General features: G+C 32.6%; 20 protein-coding genes. 12 read left to right on the top strand and 8 right to left on the bottom strand.

Going from position 1 to position 24,838, the window contains the following annotated elements; translation table 11 throughout:
* The first annotated feature begins 4 nt into the window (after positions 1-4).
* Positions 5-451, top strand: a complete 447-nt coding sequence (locus B2741_RS05190; protein ID WP_291136059.1) for a hypothetical protein — start codon at positions 5-7, stop codon at positions 449-451.
* Between the two features lie 62 nt (positions 452-513).
* Here the strand turns inward: B2741_RS05190 and B2741_RS05185 are convergent, their stop codons facing one another.
* Positions 514-816 (bottom strand): YbjQ family protein, encoded by a 303-nt coding sequence (locus B2741_RS05185; RefSeq protein ID WP_008254165.1) that lies wholly within the window; start codon positions 814-816, stop codon positions 514-516.
* A gap of 208 nt (positions 817-1,024) precedes the next feature.
* Here B2741_RS05185 and ffh point away from each other — a divergent pair, with 208 nt between their 5' ends.
* Together ffh and B2741_RS05175 are read left to right on the top strand one after the other, a co-directional pair.
* The gene (gene ffh, locus B2741_RS05180; protein WP_291136056.1) at positions 1,025-2,371 is read left to right on the top strand and encodes a signal recognition particle protein; all 1,347 of its coding nucleotides are present in this window, start codon (positions 1,025-1,027) and stop codon (positions 2,369-2,371) included.
* 118 nt (positions 2,372-2,489) lie between these two features.
* Entirely contained in the window at positions 2,490-3,371 is an 882-nt protein-coding gene (locus B2741_RS05175; protein ID WP_262318730.1) for a bifunctional 5,10-methylenetetrahydrofolate dehydrogenase/5,10-methenyltetrahydrofolate cyclohydrolase, read from the top strand.
* Positions 3,372-3,418: 47 nt separating this feature from the next.
* Here B2741_RS05175 and B2741_RS05170 read toward each other — a convergent pair whose 3' ends face one another.
* Both B2741_RS05170 and B2741_RS05165 read right to left on the bottom strand, forming a co-directional pair.
* Entirely contained in the window at positions 3,419-3,625 is a 207-nt protein-coding gene (locus tag B2741_RS05170; RefSeq protein ID WP_290822632.1) for a hypothetical protein, read from the bottom strand.
* Positions 3,626-3,676: 51 nt separating this feature from the next.
* Positions 3,677-5,272 carry a peptide chain release factor 3 gene (locus tag B2741_RS05165; RefSeq protein WP_291136054.1) on the bottom strand — a complete coding sequence of 532 codons (1,596 nt, stop codon included), beginning with the start codon at positions 5,270-5,272 and terminating at the stop codon, positions 3,677-3,679.
* A gap of 126 nt (positions 5,273-5,398) precedes the next feature.
* On the opposite strand from B2741_RS05165, the gene B2741_RS05160 reads away from it, so the two are divergent.
* The 8 genes from B2741_RS05160 to B2741_RS05125 all read left to right on the top strand — a co-directional run bounded on the left by B2741_RS05160 (position 5,399) and on the right by B2741_RS05125 (position 18,425).
* Entirely contained in the window at positions 5,399-7,360 is a 1,962-nt protein-coding gene (locus B2741_RS05160; RefSeq protein ID WP_291136052.1) for a peptidylprolyl isomerase, read from the top strand.
* Positions 7,361-8,212 (top strand): hypothetical protein, encoded by an 852-nt coding sequence (locus B2741_RS05155; RefSeq protein WP_291136050.1) that lies wholly within the window; start codon positions 7,361-7,363, stop codon positions 8,210-8,212.
* Complete coding sequence (locus B2741_RS05150) at positions 8,196-9,551, top strand: peptidylprolyl isomerase (protein WP_291136049.1); 1,356 nt, start codon at positions 8,196-8,198, stop codon at positions 9,549-9,551. Before B2741_RS05155 ends, B2741_RS05150 begins: the two co-directional genes overlap by 17 nt.
* 95 nt (positions 9,552-9,646) lie before the next feature.
* Positions 9,647-10,600 (top strand): AAA family ATPase, encoded by a 954-nt coding sequence (locus tag B2741_RS05145; RefSeq protein WP_262318019.1) that lies wholly within the window; start codon positions 9,647-9,649, stop codon positions 10,598-10,600.
* A 39-nt stretch (positions 10,601-10,639) separates the two neighbouring features.
* Entirely contained in the window at positions 10,640-11,749 is a 1,110-nt protein-coding gene (locus tag B2741_RS05140) for an acyltransferase family protein (RefSeq protein ID WP_291136048.1), read from the top strand.
* 279 nt (positions 11,750-12,028) lie between these two features.
* Positions 12,029-14,800, top strand: a complete 2,772-nt coding sequence (locus B2741_RS05135; RefSeq protein ID WP_291136454.1) for a bifunctional aconitate hydratase 2/2-methylisocitrate dehydratase — start codon at positions 12,029-12,031, stop codon at positions 14,798-14,800.
* Between the two features lie 122 nt (positions 14,801-14,922).
* Positions 14,923-17,187, top strand: coding sequence for an aconitate hydratase (locus B2741_RS05130; protein WP_291136047.1), 2,265 nt, complete (start codon positions 14,923-14,925; stop codon positions 17,185-17,187).
* Between the two features lie 188 nt (positions 17,188-17,375).
* On the top strand, positions 17,376-18,425 hold the full coding sequence (locus tag B2741_RS05125) for a peptidoglycan endopeptidase (RefSeq protein WP_291136046.1): 1,050 nt from the start codon (positions 17,376-17,378) through the stop codon (positions 18,423-18,425).
* 54 nt (positions 18,426-18,479) lie between these two features.
* Here B2741_RS05125 and B2741_RS05120 read toward each other — a convergent pair whose 3' ends face one another.
* From B2741_RS05120 to B2741_RS05100, 5 genes are all read right to left on the bottom strand, one after another.
* A complete protein-coding gene (locus B2741_RS05120; RefSeq protein WP_291136044.1) occupies positions 18,480-18,716 on the bottom strand; it encodes a YdcH family protein in 237 nt (78 codons plus the stop codon).
* 79 nt (positions 18,717-18,795) lie between these two features.
* A complete protein-coding gene (locus tag B2741_RS05115) occupies positions 18,796-19,170 on the bottom strand; it encodes a hypothetical protein (RefSeq protein ID WP_291136042.1) in 375 nt (124 codons plus the stop codon).
* 3 nt (positions 19,171-19,173) lie between these two features.
* Positions 19,174-20,478 (bottom strand): 30S ribosomal protein S12 methylthiotransferase RimO, encoded by a 1,305-nt coding sequence (gene rimO, locus B2741_RS05110; protein ID WP_291136040.1) that lies wholly within the window; start codon positions 20,476-20,478, stop codon positions 19,174-19,176.
* A gap of 198 nt (positions 20,479-20,676) precedes the next feature.
* Positions 20,677-22,152 carry an OmpP1/FadL family transporter gene (locus tag B2741_RS05105; protein ID WP_291136038.1) on the bottom strand — a complete coding sequence of 492 codons (1,476 nt, stop codon included), beginning with the start codon at positions 22,150-22,152 and terminating at the stop codon, positions 20,677-20,679.
* A gap of 18 nt (positions 22,153-22,170) precedes the next feature.
* Positions 22,171-23,157 carry a hypothetical protein gene (locus B2741_RS05100; protein WP_291136036.1) on the bottom strand — a complete coding sequence of 329 codons (987 nt, stop codon included), beginning with the start codon at positions 23,155-23,157 and terminating at the stop codon, positions 22,171-22,173.
* 99 nt (positions 23,158-23,256) lie between these two features.
* Here B2741_RS05100 and proS point away from each other — a divergent pair, with 99 nt between their 5' ends.
* The gene (gene proS / locus B2741_RS05095; protein ID WP_291136034.1) at positions 23,257-24,735 is read left to right on the top strand and encodes a proline--tRNA ligase; all 1,479 of its coding nucleotides are present in this window, start codon (positions 23,257-23,259) and stop codon (positions 24,733-24,735) included.
* Positions 24,736-24,838 lie beyond the last annotated feature (103 nt).

Below are 24,838 nucleotides of genomic sequence, written 5' to 3'. Positions count from 1 at the left end.
AATCATGAAAAAATTAAAATTAATCTCAATTTTATCTTTGCTATTTGTGTTAAACGTAGCATCGATGTGTAGTGATGACGATGATACTTCTACACAAATATCAAATCCTACAGAAATTACTTCGACTGTAACTGACGGTCAATGGGTTGTGACTTTTTATAAAGAGAACGATGTAGTACAAACCAATAATTATTCAGGTTACAGTTTTACCTTTGGAGCTGATGGTTCTTTAACAGCAACCAATGGTTCAACAACTCAATCAGGCGACTGGAGTACTTATACCGATAGCGGTTATACTAAATTAGATATGATGTTTACTGCACTTGATGGTCCATTTGAAGAAATCAGTGAAGATTGGGATGTTATTTCCAGAACTACAACTAAAATCGAATTAAAACACGTAAGTGGTGGCGATGGAAGTATTGATTATTTAACTTTTGAGAAAGATTAACAAAATTCAAATAAAATTAAAACCAGCTTTTACGGCTGGTTTTTTTTATAATAATAGCTTAACTATCTTTTAATAATACTAACAGCTGTCCCTGTTATAGTTACTATGACATAATTGCTTGTTGTCAATTCAATATCCACATTAATCCCCACAACTGCATTGGCATTTAATTTTTCTGCATTTGATTTTAGTTGCTCAAAAGCTTGGTCTTTGATTTCAGAAACACTTTCGCTTATGCCTGCGTAATATTTTTGCATGTTGAAAGTCATTTTCATTTTTTGCATATTTACTGCTGTTCCAGAAACAATGCCTCTGTATTCTGCAATACTAAAACCATCAATAGAATTGGTTGTTGTTAAGATCATGGCTAATTAGTTATAAATTGATTATGTTTTAATTAGACTAACAGTATTCTATTTTGTTACATAAAAACCAATGCCTTCCAAATTTAAAATTCAGTCAGCTCATTATTCCTAAAATTATAATTCAAGAAAACATTTTTTAAGTAAACTACTATTTTGCGACTTTATAACTTTATCTTATCTTTGCACTTCATTACACAAATTCAAAATTATGTTTGATAATTTAAGCGATAAGTTAGATAAAGCCCTACATCTGTTAAAAGGTCATGGTAAAATTACCGATGTAAATGTTGCCGATACTTTAAAAGAAGTGCGTAGAGCATTATTAGATGCCGACGTTAACTTTAAAATTGCCAAAGATTTTACTACAAGAGTAAAAGAAAAAGCAATTGGTGAAAACGTATTAACTACGTTACAGCCAGGTCAGTTAATGGTGAAAATTGTTAAAGATGAATTGACCGAATTAATGGGTGGTGATGCCGCTGGAATTAATTTATCAGGAAACCCAACTGTGATTTTGATGTCGGGTTTACAGGGTTCTGGTAAAACTACTTTTTCTGGAAAATTAGCCAACTTTTTAAAAACTAAAAAGAACAAAAAACCTTTATTGGTAGCTTGTGATATCTATCGTCCTGCGGCAATCAATCAGTTGCATGTAGTAGGTGGACAAATTGGCGTTGAAGTATATTCAGAACCAGAAAATAAAAATCCAGTTGAAATTGCTCAAAACGCTATCAAACATGCAAAAGCAAATGGTTTTAATGTTGTAATCGTCGATACCGCAGGTCGTTTGGCAGTGGATGAGCAAATGATGAACGAAATTGCAAACGTTCATAAAGCAATTGAGCCACATGAAACTTTGTTTGTTGTGGATGCCATGACAGGGCAAGATGCAGTAAATACAGCAAAAGCCTTTAATGATAGATTAAATTTTGACGGAGTTATCTTAACGAAGTTAGATGGTGATACTCGTGGAGGAGCTGCCATTTCGATTAAATCGGTGGTAAACAAACCAATTAAATTCATCGGTACAGGTGAAAAAATGGAAGCTATCGACGTGTTCTATCCAAATCGTATGGCGGATAGAATCTTGGGAATGGGAGACGTTGTTTCCTTAGTAGAAAGAGCACAAGAGCAATACGACGAAGAAGAAGCAAGAAAATTACAGAAGAAAATCGCTAAAAACGAATTTGGTTTTGACGATTTCTTAGCGCAAATTCAGCAAATCAAGAAAATGGGGAACATGAAAGACCTTGTTGGAATGATTCCTGGTGCTGGAAAAGCATTAAAAGATGTTGAAATTGAAGACGATGCATTCAAACATATTGAAGCTATTATTCAATCAATGACACCAATTGAAAGAAGCAAACCATCCTTAATCGATGTAAAACGTAAAACCAGAATTGCAAAAGGTTCGGGAACAAAAATTGAGCAAGTCAACCAATTGATGAAACAATTCGACCAAATGAGCAAAATGATGAAAATGATGCAAGGCGGTGGCGGAAAAAATATGATGAAGGCTATGGCTGGAATGAAAGGCGGAATGCCAAAAATGTAAATTACAGTTAAGGTTTAAATTTTCGAGTTTAAGCCTTATTTTTTTAAATATACTAACTATTTGTTTTGGAAAACACACAACTTTAATTCCAAAACACTAAACCTGAAACAAAAAACAAATGCAAATTTTAGACGGAAAAAAGGTATCGGAAGATATTAAAAATGAGATTGCTGCTGAGGTAGCTCAAATGAAAGCTAATGGAGAAAAAGTTCCTCATTTAGCAGCCATTATTGTTGGTAACGATGGAGCGAGTTTAACTTATGTTGGAAGCAAAGTAAAATCCTGTGAAAGAGTTGGTTTTGAATCTACTTTGATTAAAATGCCAAGCACAACTTCTGAAACTGAATTGTTGAAAAAAATTAAAGAATTGAACGAAAATGATGATATTGATGGATTCATTGTTCAATTGCCGTTACCAAAACAAATTGATACACAAAAAATCATTGAAGCTATCGATCCAAGTAAAGATGTAGATGGTTTCCATCCAGAAAACTTTGGAAAAATGGCTTTAGATATGTCTACTTTTATTCCAGCAACACCATTCGGAATTTTAGAATTATTAGAAAGATATAATGTTCCAACCGATGGAAAACACACTGTAGTTATTGGAAGAAGTCATATCGTTGGTAGACCAATGGGAATTTTAATGGGAAGAAAAGGATTTCCTGGAAATTCAACGGTAACGGTTACACACAGTCATTCTAAAAACATCAACCAAATTACATCTCAAGCGGATATTATTATTTCTGCATTAGGAGTTCCAAATTTCCTAAAAGCAGAAATGGTAAAAGACGATGTTGTAATAATCGACGTAGGAATCACAAGAGTAGAAGACGAAACTACTGAAAAAGGCTATAGAATTGTTGGTGATGTAGATTTCGAAAATGTATCTAAAAAAGCATCCTACATTACGCCAGTTCCTGGAGGAGTAGGACCTATGACAATCGCAATGTTGTTGAAAAACACTTTGTTAGCAAGAGAACAAAAGAGAAATAGATAATAGTTGAATAAAAAAAGACCTGAAATTTTTCAGGTCTTTTTTTATTTTTAGTTTTGACTTGTAGTCTTAGCTTGTTTTCTAAAATAAAAGTAAACAAAGATAATTCCTGCAACTGCTAACCAAATTAGTTTTGTATTAATTGGTGCTGGTGGTGGATCATCATCCGCAGGTGGATCAATTGGATCCGCAAAACTTAAGAAGCTTACAAAAGCCATCATAAGTGTTGCATAGAGTTTAAATAGGTTTGATTTCATATTTTTAAATTTGGGGACTTTATTAATAATTAGTGCAATTATACTAATAAATTATCTTTTTTGAAAATCTGAAGTAAAAAATAATTCAACCGTTGGGTATTTTTGTTGCGTCATTTGAATAGAGAAGTCACTATCGGCTAAGAAAACCAATTGTCCGTATTTATCATGACCTAAGAATTTTTGCTTTACACGTTTAAATTCCGCAAATTCAACATTTTTAGGATCTTGAGGTTTTACCCAACATGCTTTAAATGCAGGGAAGTTTTCATACGTACATTTTGCTCCATATTCATGCTCCAAACGATATTGAATTACTTCGTATTGAAGTGCTCCAACAGTTCCAATTACTTTTCTGCCATTCATTTCTAAGGTAAACAACTGCGCTACACCTTCGTCCATTAACTGGTCAACTCCTTTTTCTAATTGTTTCGATTTTAATGGATCAGCATTATTGATATATCTAAAATGCTCTGGTGAGAAACTTGGAATTCCTTTAAAATTCATGATTTCGCCTTCGGTTAATGTGTCTCCAATTTTAAAATTTCCAGTATCATGTAAACCTACGATATCACCAGGATACGAAATATCTACAATCTCTTTTTTCTCAGCAAAAAATGCATTCGGACTCGAGAATTTTAAATTCTTTCCTAAACGAACGTGTAAATACGGTTTGTTCTTTTCAAACGTTCCCGATACAATTTTTATGAATGCCAAACGGTCTCTATGTTTTGGATCCATATTGGCATGAATTTTAAATACAAATCCACTTAATTTTTCTTCTTCAGGATGAACTAATCTAGTATCTGATTCTTTAGCTCTTGGTGTTGGTGCAATTTCAACGAAACAATCTAATAATTCACGAACACCAAAATTATTTAAAGCCGAACCAAAGAAAACCGGCTGTAAATCGCCTTCTAAATATTCTTCACGACTAAATGCTGGATATACTTCTTCAATTAATTCTAATTCTTCACGTAAGCGATTTGCTGGTTTTTCACCAATAATTTTTTCTAATTCTGGATTATTGATGTCATCAAAAGCAATCGTTTCTTCAATATTTTTACGGCTATCACCTTCAAAAAGGTTGATATTCTTTTCCCAAATATTGTAAATTCCTTTAAAATCATATCCCATTCCAATAGGAAAACTCAGTGGAGTTACGCGAAGTTTTAGTTTTTGCTCCACTTCGTCCATCAAATCAAAGGCATCTTTACCTTCACGGTCTAATTTGTTAATGAAAACAATCATCGGAATGTTTCGCATTCTACAAACTTCTACTAATTTTTCGGTTTGTTCCTCAACCCCTTTTGCAACGTCGATTACAACGATAACACTATCAACAGCAGTTAAAGTTCTAAAAGTATCTTCTGCAAAGTCTTTGTGACCAGGCGTATCTAAGATGTTGATTTTTTTATTTTGATAGTTAAAAGCCAAAACAGAAGTCGCTACCGAAATTCCTCTTTGTCTTTCAATCTCCATGAAATCGGAAGTAGCTCCTTTTTTAATTTTATTACTCTTTACAGCTCCAGCTTCCTGAATTGCTCCTCCAAACAACAATAATTTTTCGGTTAAAGTCGTTTTACCAGCATCGGGATGTGAGATAATTCCAAAAGTTCGTCTTCTTGCTATTTCTTCTATAAAACTCATTATTCAAAATTTTGTGCAAAAGTAACTTTTTTTTGCAGAATTTTCTGTTAATAGTCGCTTATAAATGTTGTGAAATAGTCTCGAATTGTTATTTTTGTCGATTACAACTTAAAATGTATGATTTATATGAAAATTAGTCGCCTACTTATTTTTGTTTTTTTAATAGCTCCGAGTTTTTTATTGGCTCAAACTAAGGAAGTTTTATTTACTATTGATAATCATCCTTATTACACAGATGAATTCGTTAGAGTGTACAATAAAAATTTAGATTTAGTAAAAGATGATTCTCAGAAAGATTTAGACAAATATTTAGATTTATTTTTGGGATATAAATTAAAAGTTGAAAAGGCAAATAAAATTGGTTTGCAAAATGGTACAAATTATCAGAACGAATTAAAATCGTATAGAAATCAATTGTCAAAGAATTATGTAAATGATTCTAAAGTTACCAACGAATTGGTGCATGAAGCTTATGATAGAATGCAACAAGAAGTTAGAGCTTCTCATATTTTAGTTTTAGTTGATGAAGGCGCATCGTCTCAAGATACTTTAAAAGCTTATAATAAAGTTCTTGATATTAAGAAAAGATTAGATGCTGGTGAAGATTTTATTAAAGTAGCACAACAGTTTTCTGAAGACCCTTCAGTAAAAGAAAATAATGGTGATTTAGGTTATTTTTCAGCTTTCAGAATGGTATATCCTTTTGAAAATGCAGCTTACAAAACTAAAGTAGGTCAAGTTTCTAAGCCATTTCGTACTCGTTTTGGATACCACATCATAAAAGTTGTTGATAAGAGAGTAAATAGAGGGGAAGTTACGGTGGCACACATTATGATTTTAAAGCAAAATGATGCTGCTCAAAATGAAAAAGCTAAAACAACTATTGATGATATTTATAAAAAAATTCAACAAGGAGAAAATTTCGAAAGTTTAGCACAACAATTTTCTGAAGACAAATCATCATCTGCTAAAGGTGGTGTTTTGCAACGTTTTGGTTCTGGACAGTTGAGTTCAGAAGAATTTGAAAATGTAGCTTTTGAATTAAAAGATAAAAATCAAATTTCAGTTCCTTTTCAATCACAGTTTGGATGGCATATTGTTAAATTAATTGAAAAGCATCCAGTTCGTACGTTTGACGATATGAAATTTGAGTTAGAGGATAAAATCAGAAAAGATGAACGTTCTTTGTTGATTACTAATTCTTTGGCTAAAAAATTAAGAGCAAAATATACATTTACTAAAGACTCAAAATTAATTGTGACAATAAAAGGATTAGTTAATGATGAGTTTTATACTCAAACTTGGGTTGTTCCTGAAAAATCAAAAGATTTAAATGGTATTGTTTTAACAATTAACAAAGAAAGAAAAATCAATTCTAAAGTGTTTTTAGATTTTATTGCTTCAAAGCAAAAGTCAAACATTAAAACAAAACCTGTTGCTAGATTAGTAGACGAATTGTTTGAAAAATTTGTTGACGAGCAATTAATAACTTATTACAATGATAATTTAGAGAATGAATTTTCAGAATTTAAAAATGTAATGGATGAATACAGAGACGGTTTATTGCTTTTTGATTTGATGGAAAAAGAGATTTGGAACAGAGCTAAAAACGATACTATAGGATTAAACGATTATTTTAAAAATAACATCAAAAACTACCAATGGAAAAAGCGATATAGTGCTGATATTTTATCATCAACAGATAGTAAAGTTATTGAGAAAGCTCAAAAATTTTTGAAAAAAGGAAAATCATTAGAATACATCAAAGAACAATTAAATAAAGATGGTAAAGTAAATATCATGTCAAAATCAGGTATGTATGAAGAAGATTATGATATTTTATCTCAATTTAAAGACTTGCCAAAAGGTGTCACCACTATTGTTTCAAAAGATCAATACTTTTTTGTTGTAAACATTTCGGATGTAAAGCCTGCTGGTTCAAAAGAACTGTCTGAATGTAAAGGAAAAGTTATTAGCGATTATCAGCAATATCTAGAGAACAATTGGGTAGATGAATTAAAGAAAGAATTTACTATTAATGTAAATCAAGATGTTTTTGCCAAAGTTAAAAATCAGTTGCATAACTAAATGAAGTACTGGATTCAAATACTTTTACTTTTACTATTGGTTTCTTCGTGCGATTATTTCAAAGCACCTAGAGAACCAAAAGCTATTGCGCGGGTAGGTAAAAGTTATTTATACGAATCCGATATCTTAAATTTAGTCCCAAAAGGAACATCAGAACAAGATAGTATTGCTATTGTAAAATCTTTTATTGATCGATGGGCAACTCAAAAATTGCTTTTTGAAGCGGCAGAAAAAAACATAGGGAAAGATCAATTAGATGAATTTAATGTTTTAATTGAACAATATAAAGTTGATTTATACACCAAAGCTTACTTAGAAAATTTGGTAATTAGACAAGTAGATACTTTGGTAACAGAAGATCAGATAGTAGATTATTACAATAACAATAAGCAATATTTTAAGAATTCATCAGAGTTAGTAAAATTGAGATATATCAATTTAGTTAAAGAAAATCCAAAATTTGCGAAAATTAAATCAAAGTTTAGTTCCTTTACAAAAAAAGATAAAAAGGAGTTAGAACAAATGGCGGTTCAGTTTAAAAGCTATGCTTTTAATGATTCCATTTGGGTAGATATTAATCAGGTTTATGAAAAAATTCCGTTTATTAATTTAGAGAATAAACAGAAATATGTTTCAAGTGGAATGAATTTTCAGTATCCCGATTCAACAACTATTTGGCTGGTAAAAATTAATAATGTTTTACCAAAAGATAGTGCAACACCTTTAGAGTTTTTAAAACCTACAATCAAGCAAATTATTATTAATAATAGAAAATTAGAATTAATTAACACTTTAGAAAAAGAGATTACGAATGACGCAATCAAAGACAATAAATATGAAATTTATAAATAAAAGATTACTTTTTGCATTACTTTTTATTACATCAACAACAGTATTTGCACAGCCTAAGAAACAAAAAGTAGATGGAGTTGTAGCAGTGGTTGGTGATTATGTTGTATTGGATTCCGATATCGATTTGGATTACATTACATTAAAAGCACAAGGAGTTGACGTTAAAAATATTACTCGTTGTGAACTTTTTGGTAAACAATTAGAAGATAAATTATATGCTCACCAAGCTATTCAAGATAGTATTGTAGTTACAGATGCAGAAGTAAATGCCTATTTAAGTGAGCAATTAGATGCTGCAGTGGAACAAATTGGTTCAATGGAAAAAGTAGTTAAATATTACAACAAAAAAAATGAGGAAGAGTTAAGAAATCATTTTTTTGATGCTGTAAAAATGAACAAGCTTACCACGCAAATGCAGAAAAAAATTGTTGATGGAGTAGAGATTACTCCTGAGGAAGTTAGAAATTTCTTCAAAGGAATTCCAACTGATGAAATTCCAACATTTGGTGCCGAAATGGAAGTAGCTCAAATAGTTGTAAAACCAGTTATTTCTGAAGACGAAAAGAAGCGAGTAATTGACAAATTAAAAGAAATTAAACAAGATGTTTTAAACGGTTCTAGTTTCTTTAGTAAAGCGGTTTTGTTCTCTGAAGACCCGGGTTCAAGTTCAAATGGTGGTTACTACAAAATGAATCGTAAAACAGCATTTGTTAAAGAATTTAAAGATGTGGCTTTTAGTTTAGCTGAAGGTGAAATTTCAGAGCCTTTTGAGACAGAATTTGGTTATCATATTATAATGGTTGATAAAATTAAAGGTCAAGAAGTAGAATTGCGTCATATTTTAATTGCTCCAAAAGTTTCAACTCAAGCAATGAAAGATGCAAAAATTAAAATTGATCAAATAAGAACTAAAATTATAAACAAAGAAATTACATTTGCTGATGCAGCTAAATCATCATCAGACGAAAAAGAAACGCGTAACAACGGTGGGGTTTTATTAAATCCAAGAACAATGGAGCCAAGATTTGAATTAACCAAAATGGATCCAGCTTTATACGCTCAAGTTTCTTCTTTAAAAGATGGTGAAGTTTCGTTACCAATTTTAGATGAAGAAAGAGGTTCAGGCAAGTTTTATAAAATAATTACTGTTAATAATAGAATTGAAGAACATCAGGCAGATTTTTCTAGAGATTATCTTAAAATTAAAGAATTAGCTTTAAGAGATAAGCAAATCAAAGAAATTGCTAAATGGTCTGAAGAAAAAATCAAAGAAACTTATATTAAAATAAGTGATGATTATAAAGATTGTGAATTTACCAACAATTGGTTAAAAAAATAAATTAACTAACCCTTTGAATTTTCAGAGGGTTTTTTATTATTTTAGGGGTTTAATAATTAAGTTTAATTTTACGAATTCTAAATTCTAAATTCAATATGTCAGACGTAGCAGCCATTCAGGAATTAGTTCAAAGACAAAAAGCATTAAAACAAGAAATTGCTAAAGTAATTGTAGGTCAGGATGAAGTAGTGCATCAAATTGTGATGAGTATTTTTTCAGGAGGTCACGCTTTACTTATTGGTGTACCCGGATTAGCTAAAACTTTAATGGTAAATACGATTTCTCAAGCTCTAGGGTTGAATTTCAAAAGAATTCAGTTTACACCCGATTTAATGCCTTCTGATATTTTAGGAAGTGAAATTTTAGATGAAAATCGTCATTTCAAGTTTATTAAAGGTCCGATTTTCTCTAATATTATCTTGGCAGACGAAATCAACAGAACGCCTCCTAAAACTCAAGCAGCATTGTTAGAAGCTATGCAAGAGCGAGCTGTTACTGTTGCAGGCCATCATTATAAGTTAGATTTGCCATATTTTGTATTGGCAACCCAAAATCCAATTGAGCAAGAAGGAACATATCCGTTACCAGAAGCGCAATTAGATCGTTTTATGTTTGCCGTAAAATTAGATTATCCAAGTTTTCAAGAAGAAGTTGATGTGGTGAAAGCAACAACATCCGATTTTAAACCAGTGGTAAATCCTTTATTCACGGCTCAGGAAATTATCGATTTTCAAAATGTAATTCGTAAAATTCCTGTGGCCGATAATGTAATTGAATATGCAGTTTCGTTAGTAAGCAAAACACGTCCGGATAATCCGCTTTCGAACGAATTTGTAAAAACGTATATCGATTGGGGAGCAGGACCAAGAGCTTCTCAAAACTTAATTTTAGCAGCAAAAACCAATGCCGCTTTTAATGGAAAATTTTCTCCAGATATCGAAGATGTTCAAGCGGTTGCAACTGGAATTCTTCGTCATAGAATTGTAAAGAATTATAAAGCCGATGCCGAAGGAATTTCGGAAGACGATATTATTAAAAAGCTGTTTTAGACAGCTTTTTTTATTACTTTAGTAAATCAATAAAGGAATTTGGAACTCAATTTTAAACAAAGAATCTTCGGTTTAGATATATTACGAGCAGCTGCAATTATAATGGTAGTGTGTTCGCATGTACTTTGGATTTATCCCAAAAGCAACGCTTTCATCCCGACATTATTCGAACTTTTTGGTTTTTGGGGTGTAGAGCTTTTCTTTGTTTTGAGTGGTTTTTTGATTGGTTCAATTCTGTGTAAAACATTTATCAACGAAAATTTTACTTTAAAATCAGTTTTTCATTTCTTAAAAAGACGCTGGTTTCGAACATTACCTAACTATTATTTGGTATTGATTTTAAATATTTTGATTGCTTTTTTTCTTGGATTCTCGATTGAAAACACAGGAAGTTATTTTCTCTTTTTGCAAAATTCAGCATCAAAATCACCTGGTTTTTTCCCGGAATCTTGGAGTTTATCTATTGAAGAATTTACATATTTGCTTTTGCCATTATCATTATTTTTTGTGGGATTAAGTAAGGTAAAAAACAAGGAAAAATTGTTTTTATTGGTAATTGTAGCTTTGATTTTGGTTTTCTGGATGAATAAATTTTATTATCATTCCCAACATAAAATTTCAAATTTGTCAGATTGGAATTTAAATTTAAAATCGGTTTTGATTTATCGAATAGATGCTATTTTAATTGGGGTTTTAGCCGCGTGGTTTTCTTTTAATTATAATAGTATTTGGAAACATTTTAGAGGGATTTTTGCTATAATAGGCTTTGGAATTTTATTCTTTTTAATGTTTGGAATTATTCCACTGAATTTAACAATTGAACAAAATCCGTTTTTTTGGAATGTTTTGTATTTGCCAATTACTTCATTCGCTTTCGCGTTTTTGTTACCTTTCTTCTCCGAATGGAAAACGTACACTAATCCAGTTTTGTATCCTGTTGAATTGATAAGTAAAATTTCATATTCTATTTATTTACTTCATTACAGTATTATCTTACAATTAATGAAGTATTTTGTTGATACGACTGTTTTATCATCTTCTGAAAGACATTTTTTTACTTTAATTTATCTAACCATAACTTTTTTATTGTCCTACATTTTGTACAGATTTTACGAAAAACCAATGATGAATTTGAGAGATAAACAGTAATTTAATTCACTTGTTTTGTGACTCTCATAAAATTGAATATCGTTTTTTGATAATTTAATAAAACTTTCATTTTAAATTACGAATTATTCAATATGTTTTCATTTTATTCATTTTTATTGAAAAATAAACATCAAAATAGAATCTTTATAAATAATAATTCTTCTATTTAGGCTTTTTATTAAAAATTTTTAAATCTGATTAAGATTTATTAAATTTGTGCCACAAAAAAATACAACAAACACTAATTAACTTATTTATAGTATGGCATTAGCTACTGAAATGAATCTTTATAAAGAGTATATTAAAGAAATTGAAGAAAGAAAAGGTCAAGGATTACACCCAAAACCAATTGATAGAGCTGATTTGTTAAACGAAATCATTGCTCAAATTAAAGATGCAAACAATGCAAACAGAGAAGATTGTTTAAAGTTTTTTATCTATAACACATTGCCAGGAACAACTCCTGCAGCTGGAGCAAAAGCAAAATTCTTAAAAGAAATTATTCTTGGTCAAGAAGCGGTTGCTGAAATCACTCCAACTTTTGCTTTTGAATTGTTATCACACATGAAAGGTGGGCCTTCAATTGAGGTTTTATTGGATTTAGCTTTAGGAAATGATTCAAATATTGCAAATCAGGCAGCGGATGTTTTAAAAACGCAAGTCTATCTTTACGATGCAGACATGGCTCGTATTAAAGATGCTTTTGAAAAAGGAAATACTGTTGCAAAAGAAATTTTAGAAAGTTATGCTAAAGCAGAATTCTTTACAAAACTTCCAGAAATAGCTGAAGAAATTAAAGTTGTAACATTTATTGCTGGTGAAGGGGATATTTCAACCGATTTATTGTCTCCAGGAAATCAAGCGCACTCGCGTTCTGACCGTGAATTACACGGAAAATGTATGATTACGCCTCAAGCACAAGAAGAAATTAAAGCGTTACAAGCGCAACATCCAGATAAATCGGTAATGTTAATTGCTGAAAAAGGAACAATGGGTGTAGGTTCTTCTCGTATGTCGGGTGTAAATAACGTAGCACTTTGGACAGGAAAACAAGCAAGTCCTTACGTGCCATTCGTAAATTTTGCTCCAATCGTAGGTGGAACAAACGGAATTTCTCCAATTTTCTTAACTACAGTTGATGTAACTGGTGGTATCGGTTTAGATTTGAAAAACTGGGTAAAAAAGACAGATGCTAATGGAGAAGTAGTTCGTAATGAAAGTGGTGATCCAGTTTTAGAAGAAGTATATTCTGTAGCAACAGGAACGGTTCTTACCATCAATACAAAAACAAAAAAATTATACAACGGAGATAAAGAATTGATCGACATTTCTAAAGCATTCACGCCTCAGAAAATGGAATTCATTAAAGCAGGCGGTTCTTATGCGATTGTTTTCGGTAAAAAAATCCAAACTTTCGCAGCTAAAACACTTGGAATTGAAGCTCCATTAGTTTACGCGCCTTCAAAAGAAGTTTCAGTTGAAGGACAAGGTCTTACGGCAGTTGAAAAAATCTTCAATAGAAATTCGGTAGGAACAATTTCCAAAGAAGCATTACATGCAGGTTCTGATGTTCGTGTAACTGTAAATATTGTAGGTTCTCAAGACACTACTGGTTTAATGACTGCTCAGGAATTAGAATCTATGGCAGCAACTGTGATTTCTCCAATTGTTGACGGAGCTTATCAATCAGGTTGTCATACAGCTTCAGTTTGGGATAAAAAAGCACAAGCTAATATTCCTAAATTAATGCAATTTATGAACGACTTCGGTTTAATCACAGCTCGTGATCCAAAAGGCGTTTATCATGCGATGACAGACGTTATTCACAAAGTATTAAATGATATTACGGTTGATGAATGGGCTATCATTATTGGTGGAGATTCTCATACAAGAATGTCTAAAGGAGTTGCTTTCGGTGCAGATTCAGGAACGGTAGCTCTTGCTTTAGCTACGGGTGAAGCTTCAATGCCAATTCCAGAATCAGTAAAAGTGACTTTCAAAGGACAAATGGCAAGTTATATGGATTTCCGTGATGTAGTGCATGCTACACAAGCGCAAATGCTACATAAATTTGGTGGAGAAAATGTTTTCCAAGGAAGAATTATCGAAGTGCATTTAGGAACATTAACGGCTGACCAAGCGTTTACCTTTACAGATTGGACTGCCGAAATGAAAGCAAAAGCTTCTATTTGTATTTCTGAAGATGAAACGTTAATCGAATCATTAGAAATTGCAAAAGGAAGAATCCAAATCATGATTGATAAAGGCATGGACAACAAAAACCGTGTACTTCAAGGATTAATTGACAAAGCAAACAAACGTATAGCTGAAATCAGATCAGGTGAAAAACCAGCTTTACGTCCAGATGCTAATGCAAAATACTACGCAGAAGTTGAAGTGGATTTAGATCAAATCGCTGAACCAATGATTGCTGACCCAGATGTAAATAATAAAGACGTTTCTAAAAGATATACGCACGATACAATTCGTCCACTTTCTTTCTACGGAGGTGACAAAAAAGTAGATTTAGGATTCATCGGTTCGTGTATGGTTCACAAAGGCGATATGAAAATCTTAGCGCAAATGCTTAAAAATATCGAGAGACAACAAGGTAAAGTGGAATTCAAAGCGCCATTAGTAGTTGCTCCTCCAACATACAACATTGTTGATGAATTAAAAGCAGAAGGTGATTGGGAAGTATTACAAAAATATTCAGGTTTCGAATTTGATGATAATGCACCAAAAGCTGCTGCTCGTACAGAATATGAAAACATGTTGTATTTAGAGCGCCCAGGTTGTAACCTTTGTATGGGCAACCAAGAAAAAGCGTCTAAAGGAGATACAGTTATGGCAACATCAACACGTTTATTCCAAGGAAGAGTTGTAGAAGATACAGCAGAGAAAAAAGGAGAATCTTTATTGTCATCTACTCCAGTAGTAGTTTTATCTACGATTTTAGGTAGAACACCTTCAATTGAAGAATATAAATTAGCTGTTGAAGGAATCAACTTAACTAAGTTTGCACCATCTCACAAGCTATTAGTAGGATAATATAATGAGTTTTTATAAAATAAAAAAGTCTAAGTTATGCTTAGGCTTTTTTTGTTTTTTATCTGTTCATTTTTTTGTAAATTAGCAGGTTTAAAATAACATAACTAAATAAAATAATTACTATGGCATTCGATATTGAAATGATTGAAAAAGTGTACGCTAATATGGCTGCTAGAGTGGATAAAGCTCGAGACATTGTTGGACGTCCATTAACGTTGTCTGAGAAAATTTTGTATTCGCATTTATGGGAAGGGATGCCAACTCAGACATTCACAAGAGGTAAAGATTATGTTGACTTCGCTCCAGATAGAGTGGCTTGTCAGGATGCAACTGCACAAATGGCTTTATTGCAATTTATGCACGCTGGAAAAAAGACAGTTGCAGTTCCAACAACGGTGCACTGTGATCACTTAATTTTAGCAAAAAATGGTGCTAGAGAAGATTTGGCATTAGCAAATAAACAATCCAAAGAAGTTTTCGATTTCCTTTCGTCTGTTTCAAACAAATACGGAATTGGATTTTGGAAACCAGGTTCAGGAATTATTCACCAAATCGTTTTAGAAAATTACGCTTTCCCGGGTGGTTTGATGATTGGAACTGATTCTCACACTGTAAATGCTGGTGGTTTAGGTATGTTAGCCATTGGTGTTGGTGGTGCCGATGCAGTTGATGTAATGTCAGGAATGTCTTGGGAGTTAAAATTTCCAAAATTAATCGGGGTAAAATTAACAGGTAAATTATCGGGATGGACCGCTCCAAAAGATGTAATTTTAAAAGTAGCTGATATCTTAACTGTAAAAGGTGGAACGGGAGCTATCGTCGAATATTTTGGTGAAGGTGCAGAAGCAATGTCTTGTACGGGTAAAGGAACCATTTGTAACATGGGTGCTGAAATCGGAGCAACAACTTCAACTTTTGGTTACGATGATTCTATGCGAAGATATTTAGCAGCAACAGGTCGTCAAGATGTTGTAAATGCTGCCGATAAAGTAGCTTCTTATTTAACAGCTGATGCGGAAGTGTATGCAAATCCTGCTCAATATTTTGATCAATTAATCGAAATTAACTTATCAGAATTAGAACCACACATTAACGGACCTTTTACACCTGATAGAGGAACGCCTGTTTCTAAAATGAAAGAGGAAGCAGCTCAAAACGGTTGGCCTTTAAAAGTGGAATGGGGATTAATTGGTTCTTGTACTAACTCTTCTTACGAAGATATGGCACGTGCTGCTTCTATTGTAAGACAAGCGGTGGAACACGGCATCACTCCAAAAGCAGAATTCGGAATTAATCCAGGTTCAGAGCAAATTCGTTATACTATTGAAAGAGATGGCATTATTGCTGATTTCGAAAAAATGGGAACTAAGGTATTTACAAACGCTTGCGGACCATGTATTGGACAATGGGATAGAGAAGGAGCAGATAAACAAGAAAAAAATACTATCGTACATTCATTTAATCGTAACTTTTCTAAAAGAGCAGATGGTAATCCAAATACGCATGCTTTCGTAACATCGCCAGAAATGGTAGCTGCTTTAGCAATTTCAGGTCGTTTGGATTTTAATCCGTTAACTGATACGTTGTTGAATGATAAAGGTGAAGCAGTTAAATTGAATGCTCCATTTGGTGATGAATTGCCAAAGCGAGGTTTTGATGTAGAAGATGCAGGTTTCCAAGCGCCAGCAGCAGATGGTTCTAGCGTTCAAGTTGCCGTTTCTGAAACTTCAGATCGTTTGCAATTGTTGGCACCTTTTGACGCTTGGGATGGTAAAAATTATACAGGAGCCAAATTATTAATTAAAGCTTTTGGAAAATGTACAACAGACCACATTTCGATGGCTGGACCTTGGTTGCGTTTCCGTGGTCACTTAGATAATATTTCAAATAATATGTTAATTGGTGCAGAAAATGCATTCAATGGAAAAGCAAATTCCGTTAAAAATCAATTAACGGGAGCGTATGATGCAGTTCCTGCGGTTCAAAGAGCTTATAAAGCAGCGGGTGTTCCTTCCATTGTTGTGGGAGATCATAATTATGGTGAAGGTTCTTCACGTGAGCATGCTGCTATGGAACCACGTTTCTTAGGTGTGAAAGCAGTTTTAGTGAAATCATTCGCACGTATTCACGAAACGAATTTGAAAAAACAAGGAATGTTAGCTTTAACGTTTGCTAATGAATTAGATTATGATAAAATTCAAGAAGATGATACGATTAACTTCTTAGATTTAACTGAATTTGCGCCAGGAAAACCATTAGCATTGGAATTTGTTCACGCTGATGGAACAAAAGATATAATTTTAGCAAATCATACCTACAACGATAGTCAAATTGGATGGTTTGTGGCTGGTTCTGCTTTAAACTTAATTGCGGCTGGTAAAGCCTAATTTAGTTTTGAATTTAAAATAATGTTAAAACTCCCTCTTTAAAGGGAGTTTTTTTTATCTTGCAAACCTTAAAAATAGCTATAACCCATCTAAACTAATTCTAAATGAGATTAATACAAATTGTAACTTTTTTTCTTTTCTTCTGCAGTAGTATAGTTTTTTCACAAAAGACTATTAAACACACTGTCGTGGAAGGAGAATCTATTTATTCCATTGCTAAAAAGTATAAAGTAAGCGAATCGGATATTTATGAATTAAATCCTAAATCGAAAGGCGCTTTGTTACAATTAAAGACAGTTTTGTTAATTCCGAATAAAAAATCAAAATCAAAATCAAAAGATAAGAGAGAAGTTAATTCATCTAAGAATTTAAGTTCCGAAACTCATATCGTAGAATCAGGTGAATCGCTTTATAAAATTGCAAAAAAATACGATATTAGTCTGGAAAAATTAAAAGAATTAAATCCTGATATCAAGCCAGAGGCGATTCAAATCGGTGATAAAATAGTTATTTCTGCTAAAAAAGAATCTCCAAAAGAAAAAAAGCCTAAAGAGACAAAAATAGTTGTTGCTGAAGTTTTAAATCCAACTAATATGGATGCTAATTTATGTACCGATGAGCTAGGAAATAAAGTGCATACGGTTACTAAAGGAGAAACTTTATATAAACTTTCGAAAAAGTACAAAGTCAGTGTTAAAGATTTAGAAGAAATGAATCCTGAAATCGTAGCGAACTTGCCTATTGGTTATGAAGTTATTGTTAAGAAGGGAAATGTCGAATTAGAAAAAAATCAAAATATTGTAGTTGAAGCTTCAAAAGAAATTGAAGAGCTTTCTCCAGAAAATATGTCTAAGGCTGAATTCTTAATAGCTAAGGCATCACAATATATTGGAACTCGTTATAGAGGAGGAGGAACTACAAGTGCTGGTTTTGATTGTTCGGGTTTGATGTTTTCTACTTTTAAAAATATTGATATGACTTTACCTCGTTCGTCAAGTTCAATGGCTGTTGGTGCTGGTTTTAAGATTGATAGAAGTCAAGCGCAAAAAGGAGATTTGATTTTCTTTACTACAAATGGTAGAGGAAGTATCAATCACGTTGGAATGATTACCGAAATTAACGGCGATGAAATTAAATTTATTCATTCTTCAGTTCAAGCAGGCGTAATTATTTCTTCTACTGAAGAGCCATATTATAAAAGACGTTTTGTTCAAATTAATAGAGTTTTAGAAAACTAGAGATTATTAATAAAACAAAAACCGCTTTTAAAGCGGTTTTTTGTAGAATATTTTCTAACTATTTTTTAAAAAAGTATAAATTTCATCTTTTAAAAAAACTCTATCTTTTCTCAAATGACTTAATTCGTCATCCATAGCAAGCTCTTCATCGGTTTCTATTTTGTAAATTTTGTTATCTAACTCTGCGTAAGAGTTTAATAAAACCTGAAATTCATCATTATTATGAAACAGGACTTTAATCTTGTCTGCGTGTTCAGGGAAATCTTGGTAAATAGGATGTTTAGTTATCATAATGCTGGTTTTAAATTTCTATACTCAAAGTTAGTAATCAATTCTAAACAGGTATATGATATTTATCATTTTCGAGGATTTATCTTTTATTTTTTGAAATGAGTTTTTCGTATTTTTCTATCTGTTCAGGAAGCAATATTTTTTTAATTTCCGTATTAAATTTCTCTCCTAGCTCTGTGAGTAGGTTTTTCTTTTCTATATCACTATAACTAACAGCTTCAATTATTTCTTTTGATTTAGCTTGATTGTCTTTAACTAGATTTCGCACTATAGCTTCTTGAAAACCATCTAAATTTAATTTTTCTTTTAGAGATTCTACAGAAGTTTCAACTAAATCAACTTTTTTATTTTGGTTTCCATTTTTGTATTGACCTGTGCCAATCCGCCTGTCTACTTGTGCATTTGAATTGAAAAATGAAAAACCGATAAGAATTAAAAAGAATATTTTTTTCATAGTTTATGATATTGGTTCGGCATACAAATCAAATTCTGTAGCATCTGTTATTTTTAAGTTTACAAAATCACCTGTTTTCAAATAGTATTTTGAAGCATCTACCAATACTTCATTATCTACATCTGGGCTATCAAATTCTGTTCTTCCAATGAAATATTGACCTTCTTTTCTATCAATTACACATTTGAAGGTTTGACCAATTTTTTCCTGATTCAAATCCCATGAAATTTGCGATTGTAAATCCATGATTTCAGCGGCACGAGCTTGTTTTACTTCTTGAGGAACATCGTCAACTAAAGCAAAAGCTCCTGTGTTTTCTTCATGTGAGTAGGTAAAACATCCTAATCGTTCAAATTTCATTTCTTGAACCCAATCACGTAGAATTTCGAAATCTTTTTGAGTTTCACCCGGATAACCTACAATTAAAGTAGTTCTAATTGTCATTCCAGGAACACGCTCTCTAAATTCTTGTAATAATTTTGTTGTTTTTTCTTTTGTTGTTCCACGTTTCATCGATTTCAAAATATCATCTGAAATGTGTTGCAACGGAATATCAATATAATTACAAATTTTTGGTTCACGTTTCATCAAATCTAAAACGTCCATTGGAAAACCACTTGGAAAAGCATAATGCAAACGAATCCATTCGATACCTTCTACTTTAGCTAAGTTTTCAAGTAATTCGGCAAGATTACGTTTTTTGTATAAATCTAATCCGTAGTAAGTTAAATCTTGGGCAATTAAAATTAATTCTTTTACACCATTTTTAGCCAAACCTTCTGCTTCTCTTACCAATTTTTCAATAGGTTGCGAAACGTGTTTTCCACGCATCAAAGGAATTGCACAAAAACTACAAGGTCTATCACAACCTTCAGCAATTTTTAAATAGGCGTAGTTTTTTGGCGTTGTAGTTAAACGTTCACCAAGTAATTCGTGTTTGTAATCGGCACCTAAAGCTTTCAATAAAAGTGGTAATTCTGTAGTTCCAAAATATTGGTCAACATCTGGAATTTCTTTCTCTAAATCTGGGCGATATCTTTCAGATAAACATCCGGTAACGAATACTTTATCTACTAAACCTTGCTCTTTTTTGTCAACATATTCCAAAATCGTATTTACCGATTCTTCCTTTGCATTATCAATAAAACCACATGTGTTAATTACTACGATATTGCCTTCTTGTTCATGTGCTACATCTTTTCCGTTGGCTTTTAGTTGTCCCATTAAAACCTCACTGTCGTAAGTGTTTTTAGAACATCCAAGTGTAATTACATTGATTTTATTTTTCTTTAACGATTTGGTTCTCATGCTTTTAAATTTGAGGTGCAAAATTACATAAAATAATCAGTAGAAGCACCAGCGTTTGGAAATTTTTTAATGTTTTTGGTCCCGCTGTCCGCTATATCTGAAAAGGCGTGATGTCGCTTCCATCGGGGCTAGTAGTTATGGTTTGGGTATAAAAAAACCACTTCGGTTGAAGAAGTGGTTTAATATGTTTTTTCTTTCTTAGAAGTTTATGGAATAAGTTAATGATACATTGTTTTGAACATTTCTAATTCTTGCAGTATCTGTCATTCCAGAAGAAATCAGATTTTGATTGTAATTTCTGTGTGAATTGGCATAAGATAAATCTAACTTACTTTCACCAAAATTGTAACCCACACCTGCAGAATACCCAGTTAAATCTCCAATAACATCTCCTGTTTCATAAGGACTTTCTTCAAAACGATAACCTCCTCTTAAGCTCCATTGTTTGATTTTATATTCACCACCAATTCTTATTTCGTAAGCATTTTTTAATTCTGTGCTCATTTGAGAGTTTAAATCTCTAAAATTGTTTTGATTAGTGTTTTTGTATTCAATATTACTGTAATCTTTCGTTGCCACATCAATACTAATTAATCCTTTTTTATTAATAATGTAAGCAGCGCTACCTGTGATTTTGCTTGGGGTTCTTAATCTGTAAGTAGGGAAAACAAAAATAGGACTTCCGTAATAGCGACTTTCATCTCCAGAAGGAACATTCACATTTCCATAAGTATATAAATCTTGAACTAATTCATCGTTTAAATTATACCAAGTTGGCGATTCATAAGAAGCTCCTAATCTTAAAGATTCGTTTACTTTATATATAGCACCTAAATTAAATGAGAAACCAGAGCCATAGGTGCTTAACTGATTATCGAAAACTATATTTCTAATTGTAGGTTGTGTACTAGGGTTTTCTGGATTATCATTGTTTTCATATAAACTTGTAGTTAATACATAATCTGTAAAATGAGCGTTAAGGTTTATTCCTAAAAACAATTTGTCTTTGTAACTTGTAGCAACATTAGCAGTTAGTTTTCCGTTGTATCCATTTGAAGTTGCAAAATAGTCTTGATAATAATTTCCTCCAGGCGATACATTAGAAACATACTGATTTGGTGTTGTTGGATGCGGATCTATAATGTAAGTTTCGAAAGCCATATCAAACTGATAATCGTTGAAAGGAGTATCAGCAAAAAAGTTGGCTTGGTCAACAAAATAGTTCGAAATAGAATTAAATGGGTTTATTCCCGAAGTAAATATACGGTTGTCAAAATTATTCGTGTTGTCATAATTTAATGCAACTGAAATTTTATTCCATTCAGATTTTCCAGAAGTATCATTAAAAACTAATACAGCACCAATCTGATTTAAATCTAATGTGCTAAAATTTTCTTTGTTTTTGGTTCCAAAGTAATTAGCATTATTACTATTATTAAAGCTTGAAATAGTAGCACTCGCAAAATTATTGTTAAAAAATAAGGAACCCGCTGGATTAATGTTGATAGCTGATAAATCGCCACCAACTGCTCCAAAAGCGCCACTCATTCCTCTGAAGCGAGCGGTTCCATTCATATTTTCAACGGCATATCTAAGTGCATCATTTGTAGTCATTTCTTGAGCAATTGAAAAGAATGACAAGTTAAGTGCTATTACTAAAAATATCTTTTTCATATGTAAATACAATTTTAATTAACCTCTACCCCCTCTAGATCCTCCACCTCCAGAACGACCTCCGCCTCCTGATGAGCTGCCTCCAAAACTACCTCCCGAAGAACTTCTTGGAGTTGAATAGTTATTATTGCTTCTTGGAGTTGAATAGTTATTGGTTCTTGGTGTAGAACTATTGCTTCTTGGAGTAGAATAATTGTTGTTTCTTGGTGTTCCTGTTGAGTTTTCTCTTGGAGTATTTCTAGGATTAACCGAAGGTCTAATTCCGTTATTTTGTGTTCTAGGATTATTTCTAGTGCCGTTAAAGTTTGGTCTAGGCGTGTTTGTTCTTCCATTAGAATAATTATCTCTTCCTCTGTTAGATGGATTATGGTATCCTGTGCCGCCTCTTCTTCCACCATTGTATACTACATCTCTTCCATAGTAGCCATTCCATCCCCAATTATTGCCATAATATCCGTTCCATCCCCAATTATTTCCATACCAGTTATTCCAACCCCAGCCCCAACCTGGGCCGTACCATGAGTTCCAACCCCAACCCCAGTTTGCTCCATACCAAGAATTCCAACCCCAACCAGCTCCCCAGCCAATGTTAGAATAACCCCAATAAGGAGAGTACCAGTTATTCCAGCCCCATCCATTATCATAATAATTTATGGTTACATCAGATGAGTTATTTCCCCATCCGGCGTAATTGTTGTTAGATTCGTTTCTGTAAACGGTTACTACAGTATCTTGTGTTTGAGAATTATAATTGTCAACATCAGTAAAGTAAGAATAATCTTCTTGCATAGCTTTAAACTGCTGTGCGTATTCATTCGATTTTTCTAAATTTTGTTCAGAATATTTGTTTTCTACCTGAGTGGTAGGTCTTTCAGAACCGTAAACACCATCATTATCGTAGTAAGATGAGTTTTGATAGGAACCACATGAAGTAGTTATTATTGCTAGTAATCCCATTAAGGAAAATGCAATATTTTTCGAATTAATTGGGTAAAAAGTTTTCATAGCTCTTTTTTTTATTGTTGGACACCTCAAATTTAACTATTTTTGCCGAACAAATTAGTTAAAATTTATACAAACAATTTTTGTGCCAAAATATATATAATGAGCAAGAACTTAACAACAAGAGCAGAAGATTATTCCAAATGGTATAACGAACTAGTCGTAAAGGCTGATTTAGCAGAGAATTCTGGAGTAAGAGGATGTATGGTAATCAAACCATATGGCTATGCAATTTGGGAAAAAATGCAAGCCGAATTAGACAGAATGTTTAAAGAAACCGGACATAGTAATGCTTATTTCCCCTTGTTTGTGCCAAAAAGTATGTTTGAAGCAGAAGAAAAAAATGCGGAAGGCTTTGCTAAGGAATGTGCTATTGTGACACATTATCGTTTGAAAAATGATGAGGAAAGACCGGGAAAATTGATGGTAGATCCAAATGCTAAATTAGAGGAAGAATTAATTGTTCGTCCTACAAGTGAGGCAATTATTTGGTCAACATATAAAGGTTGGGTACAGTCTTACCGTGATTTACCTTTACTTATTAACCAATGGGCAAATGTAGTGCGTTGGGAAATGAGAACACGTTTGTTTTTACGAACAGCTGAGTTCTTATGGCAAGAAGGTCATACGGCTCACGCAACTCGTCAGGAGGCGATTGAAGAATCAGAAAAAATGATGCATGTATATGCTGATTTTGCTCAAAATTTCATGGCAATTCCGGTAATTAAAGGTTTGAAAACCGAAACTGAACGTTTTGCTGGAGCAGATGAAACCTATTGTATTGAGGCTTTAATGCAAGATGGAAAAGCATTGCAAGCGGGAACTTCACACTTTTTAGGTCAAAATTTTGCCAAAGCTTTTGATGTGAAATTTGCTAACAAAGAAGGAAAACAAGAACATGTTTGGGGAACTTCTTGGGGAGTTTCAACGCGTTTAATGGGTGCTTTAGTAATGACGCATTCAGATGATAAAGGTTTGGTTTTACCTCCGAATTTAGCACCAATTCAAGTGGTTATTGTACCTATATATAAAACAGATGAGCAGTTTGATGCGATTTCAGAACAAGTGAATGGTTTAACTGCTGAACTTAGAAAATTAGGTATTTCAGTTAAATATGATAATAGAGATACACAAAAACCAGGATTCAAATTTGCAGAATGGGAATTAAAAGGAGTTCCAGTTCGAATTGCCCTTGGACCAAACGATTTAGAAAATGGAACTTACGAAATTGCTCGTAGAGATAATTTATCAAAAGAAGTAGTTTCTAAAGAAGGTGTAGCATCGTATATTCAAAATTTATTAGAAACTATTCAAAATGATATGTTTGCTAAAGCATTGGAATACAGAGATACTCATATAACTGAAGTGAATTCTTTTGAAGAATTTAAAGAGCTATTGGAAACCAAAGGAGGCTTTTTAGCAGCTCATTGGGATGGTACTGCTGAAACGGAAGAAAAGATAAAAGAACTTACAAAAGCCACTATCAGATGTATCGCTTTAGATAGAGTAGAAGAAGCGGGAAGATGTATGTTTACTGGTGCTCCGTCTAAAGGAAGAGTTCTTTTTGCTAAGGCATACTAAAAAAAAATAAAAATTTTTATACAAGGTCTTGCAGAAATCAAAATTAGTTGTATTTTTGCACTCGCATTACAAAATTAATGTAATGGCCCGTTCGTCTATCGGT

The sequence above is a fragment of the Flavobacterium sp. UBA7663 genome (assembly GCF_002483315.1).
Classification (GTDB): Bacteria; Bacteroidota; Bacteroidia; order Flavobacteriales; family Flavobacteriaceae; genus Flavobacterium.
The sequence above is the reverse complement of the archived record's forward strand: the minus strand, read 5'-3'. Positions and strand labels throughout refer to the sequence as shown.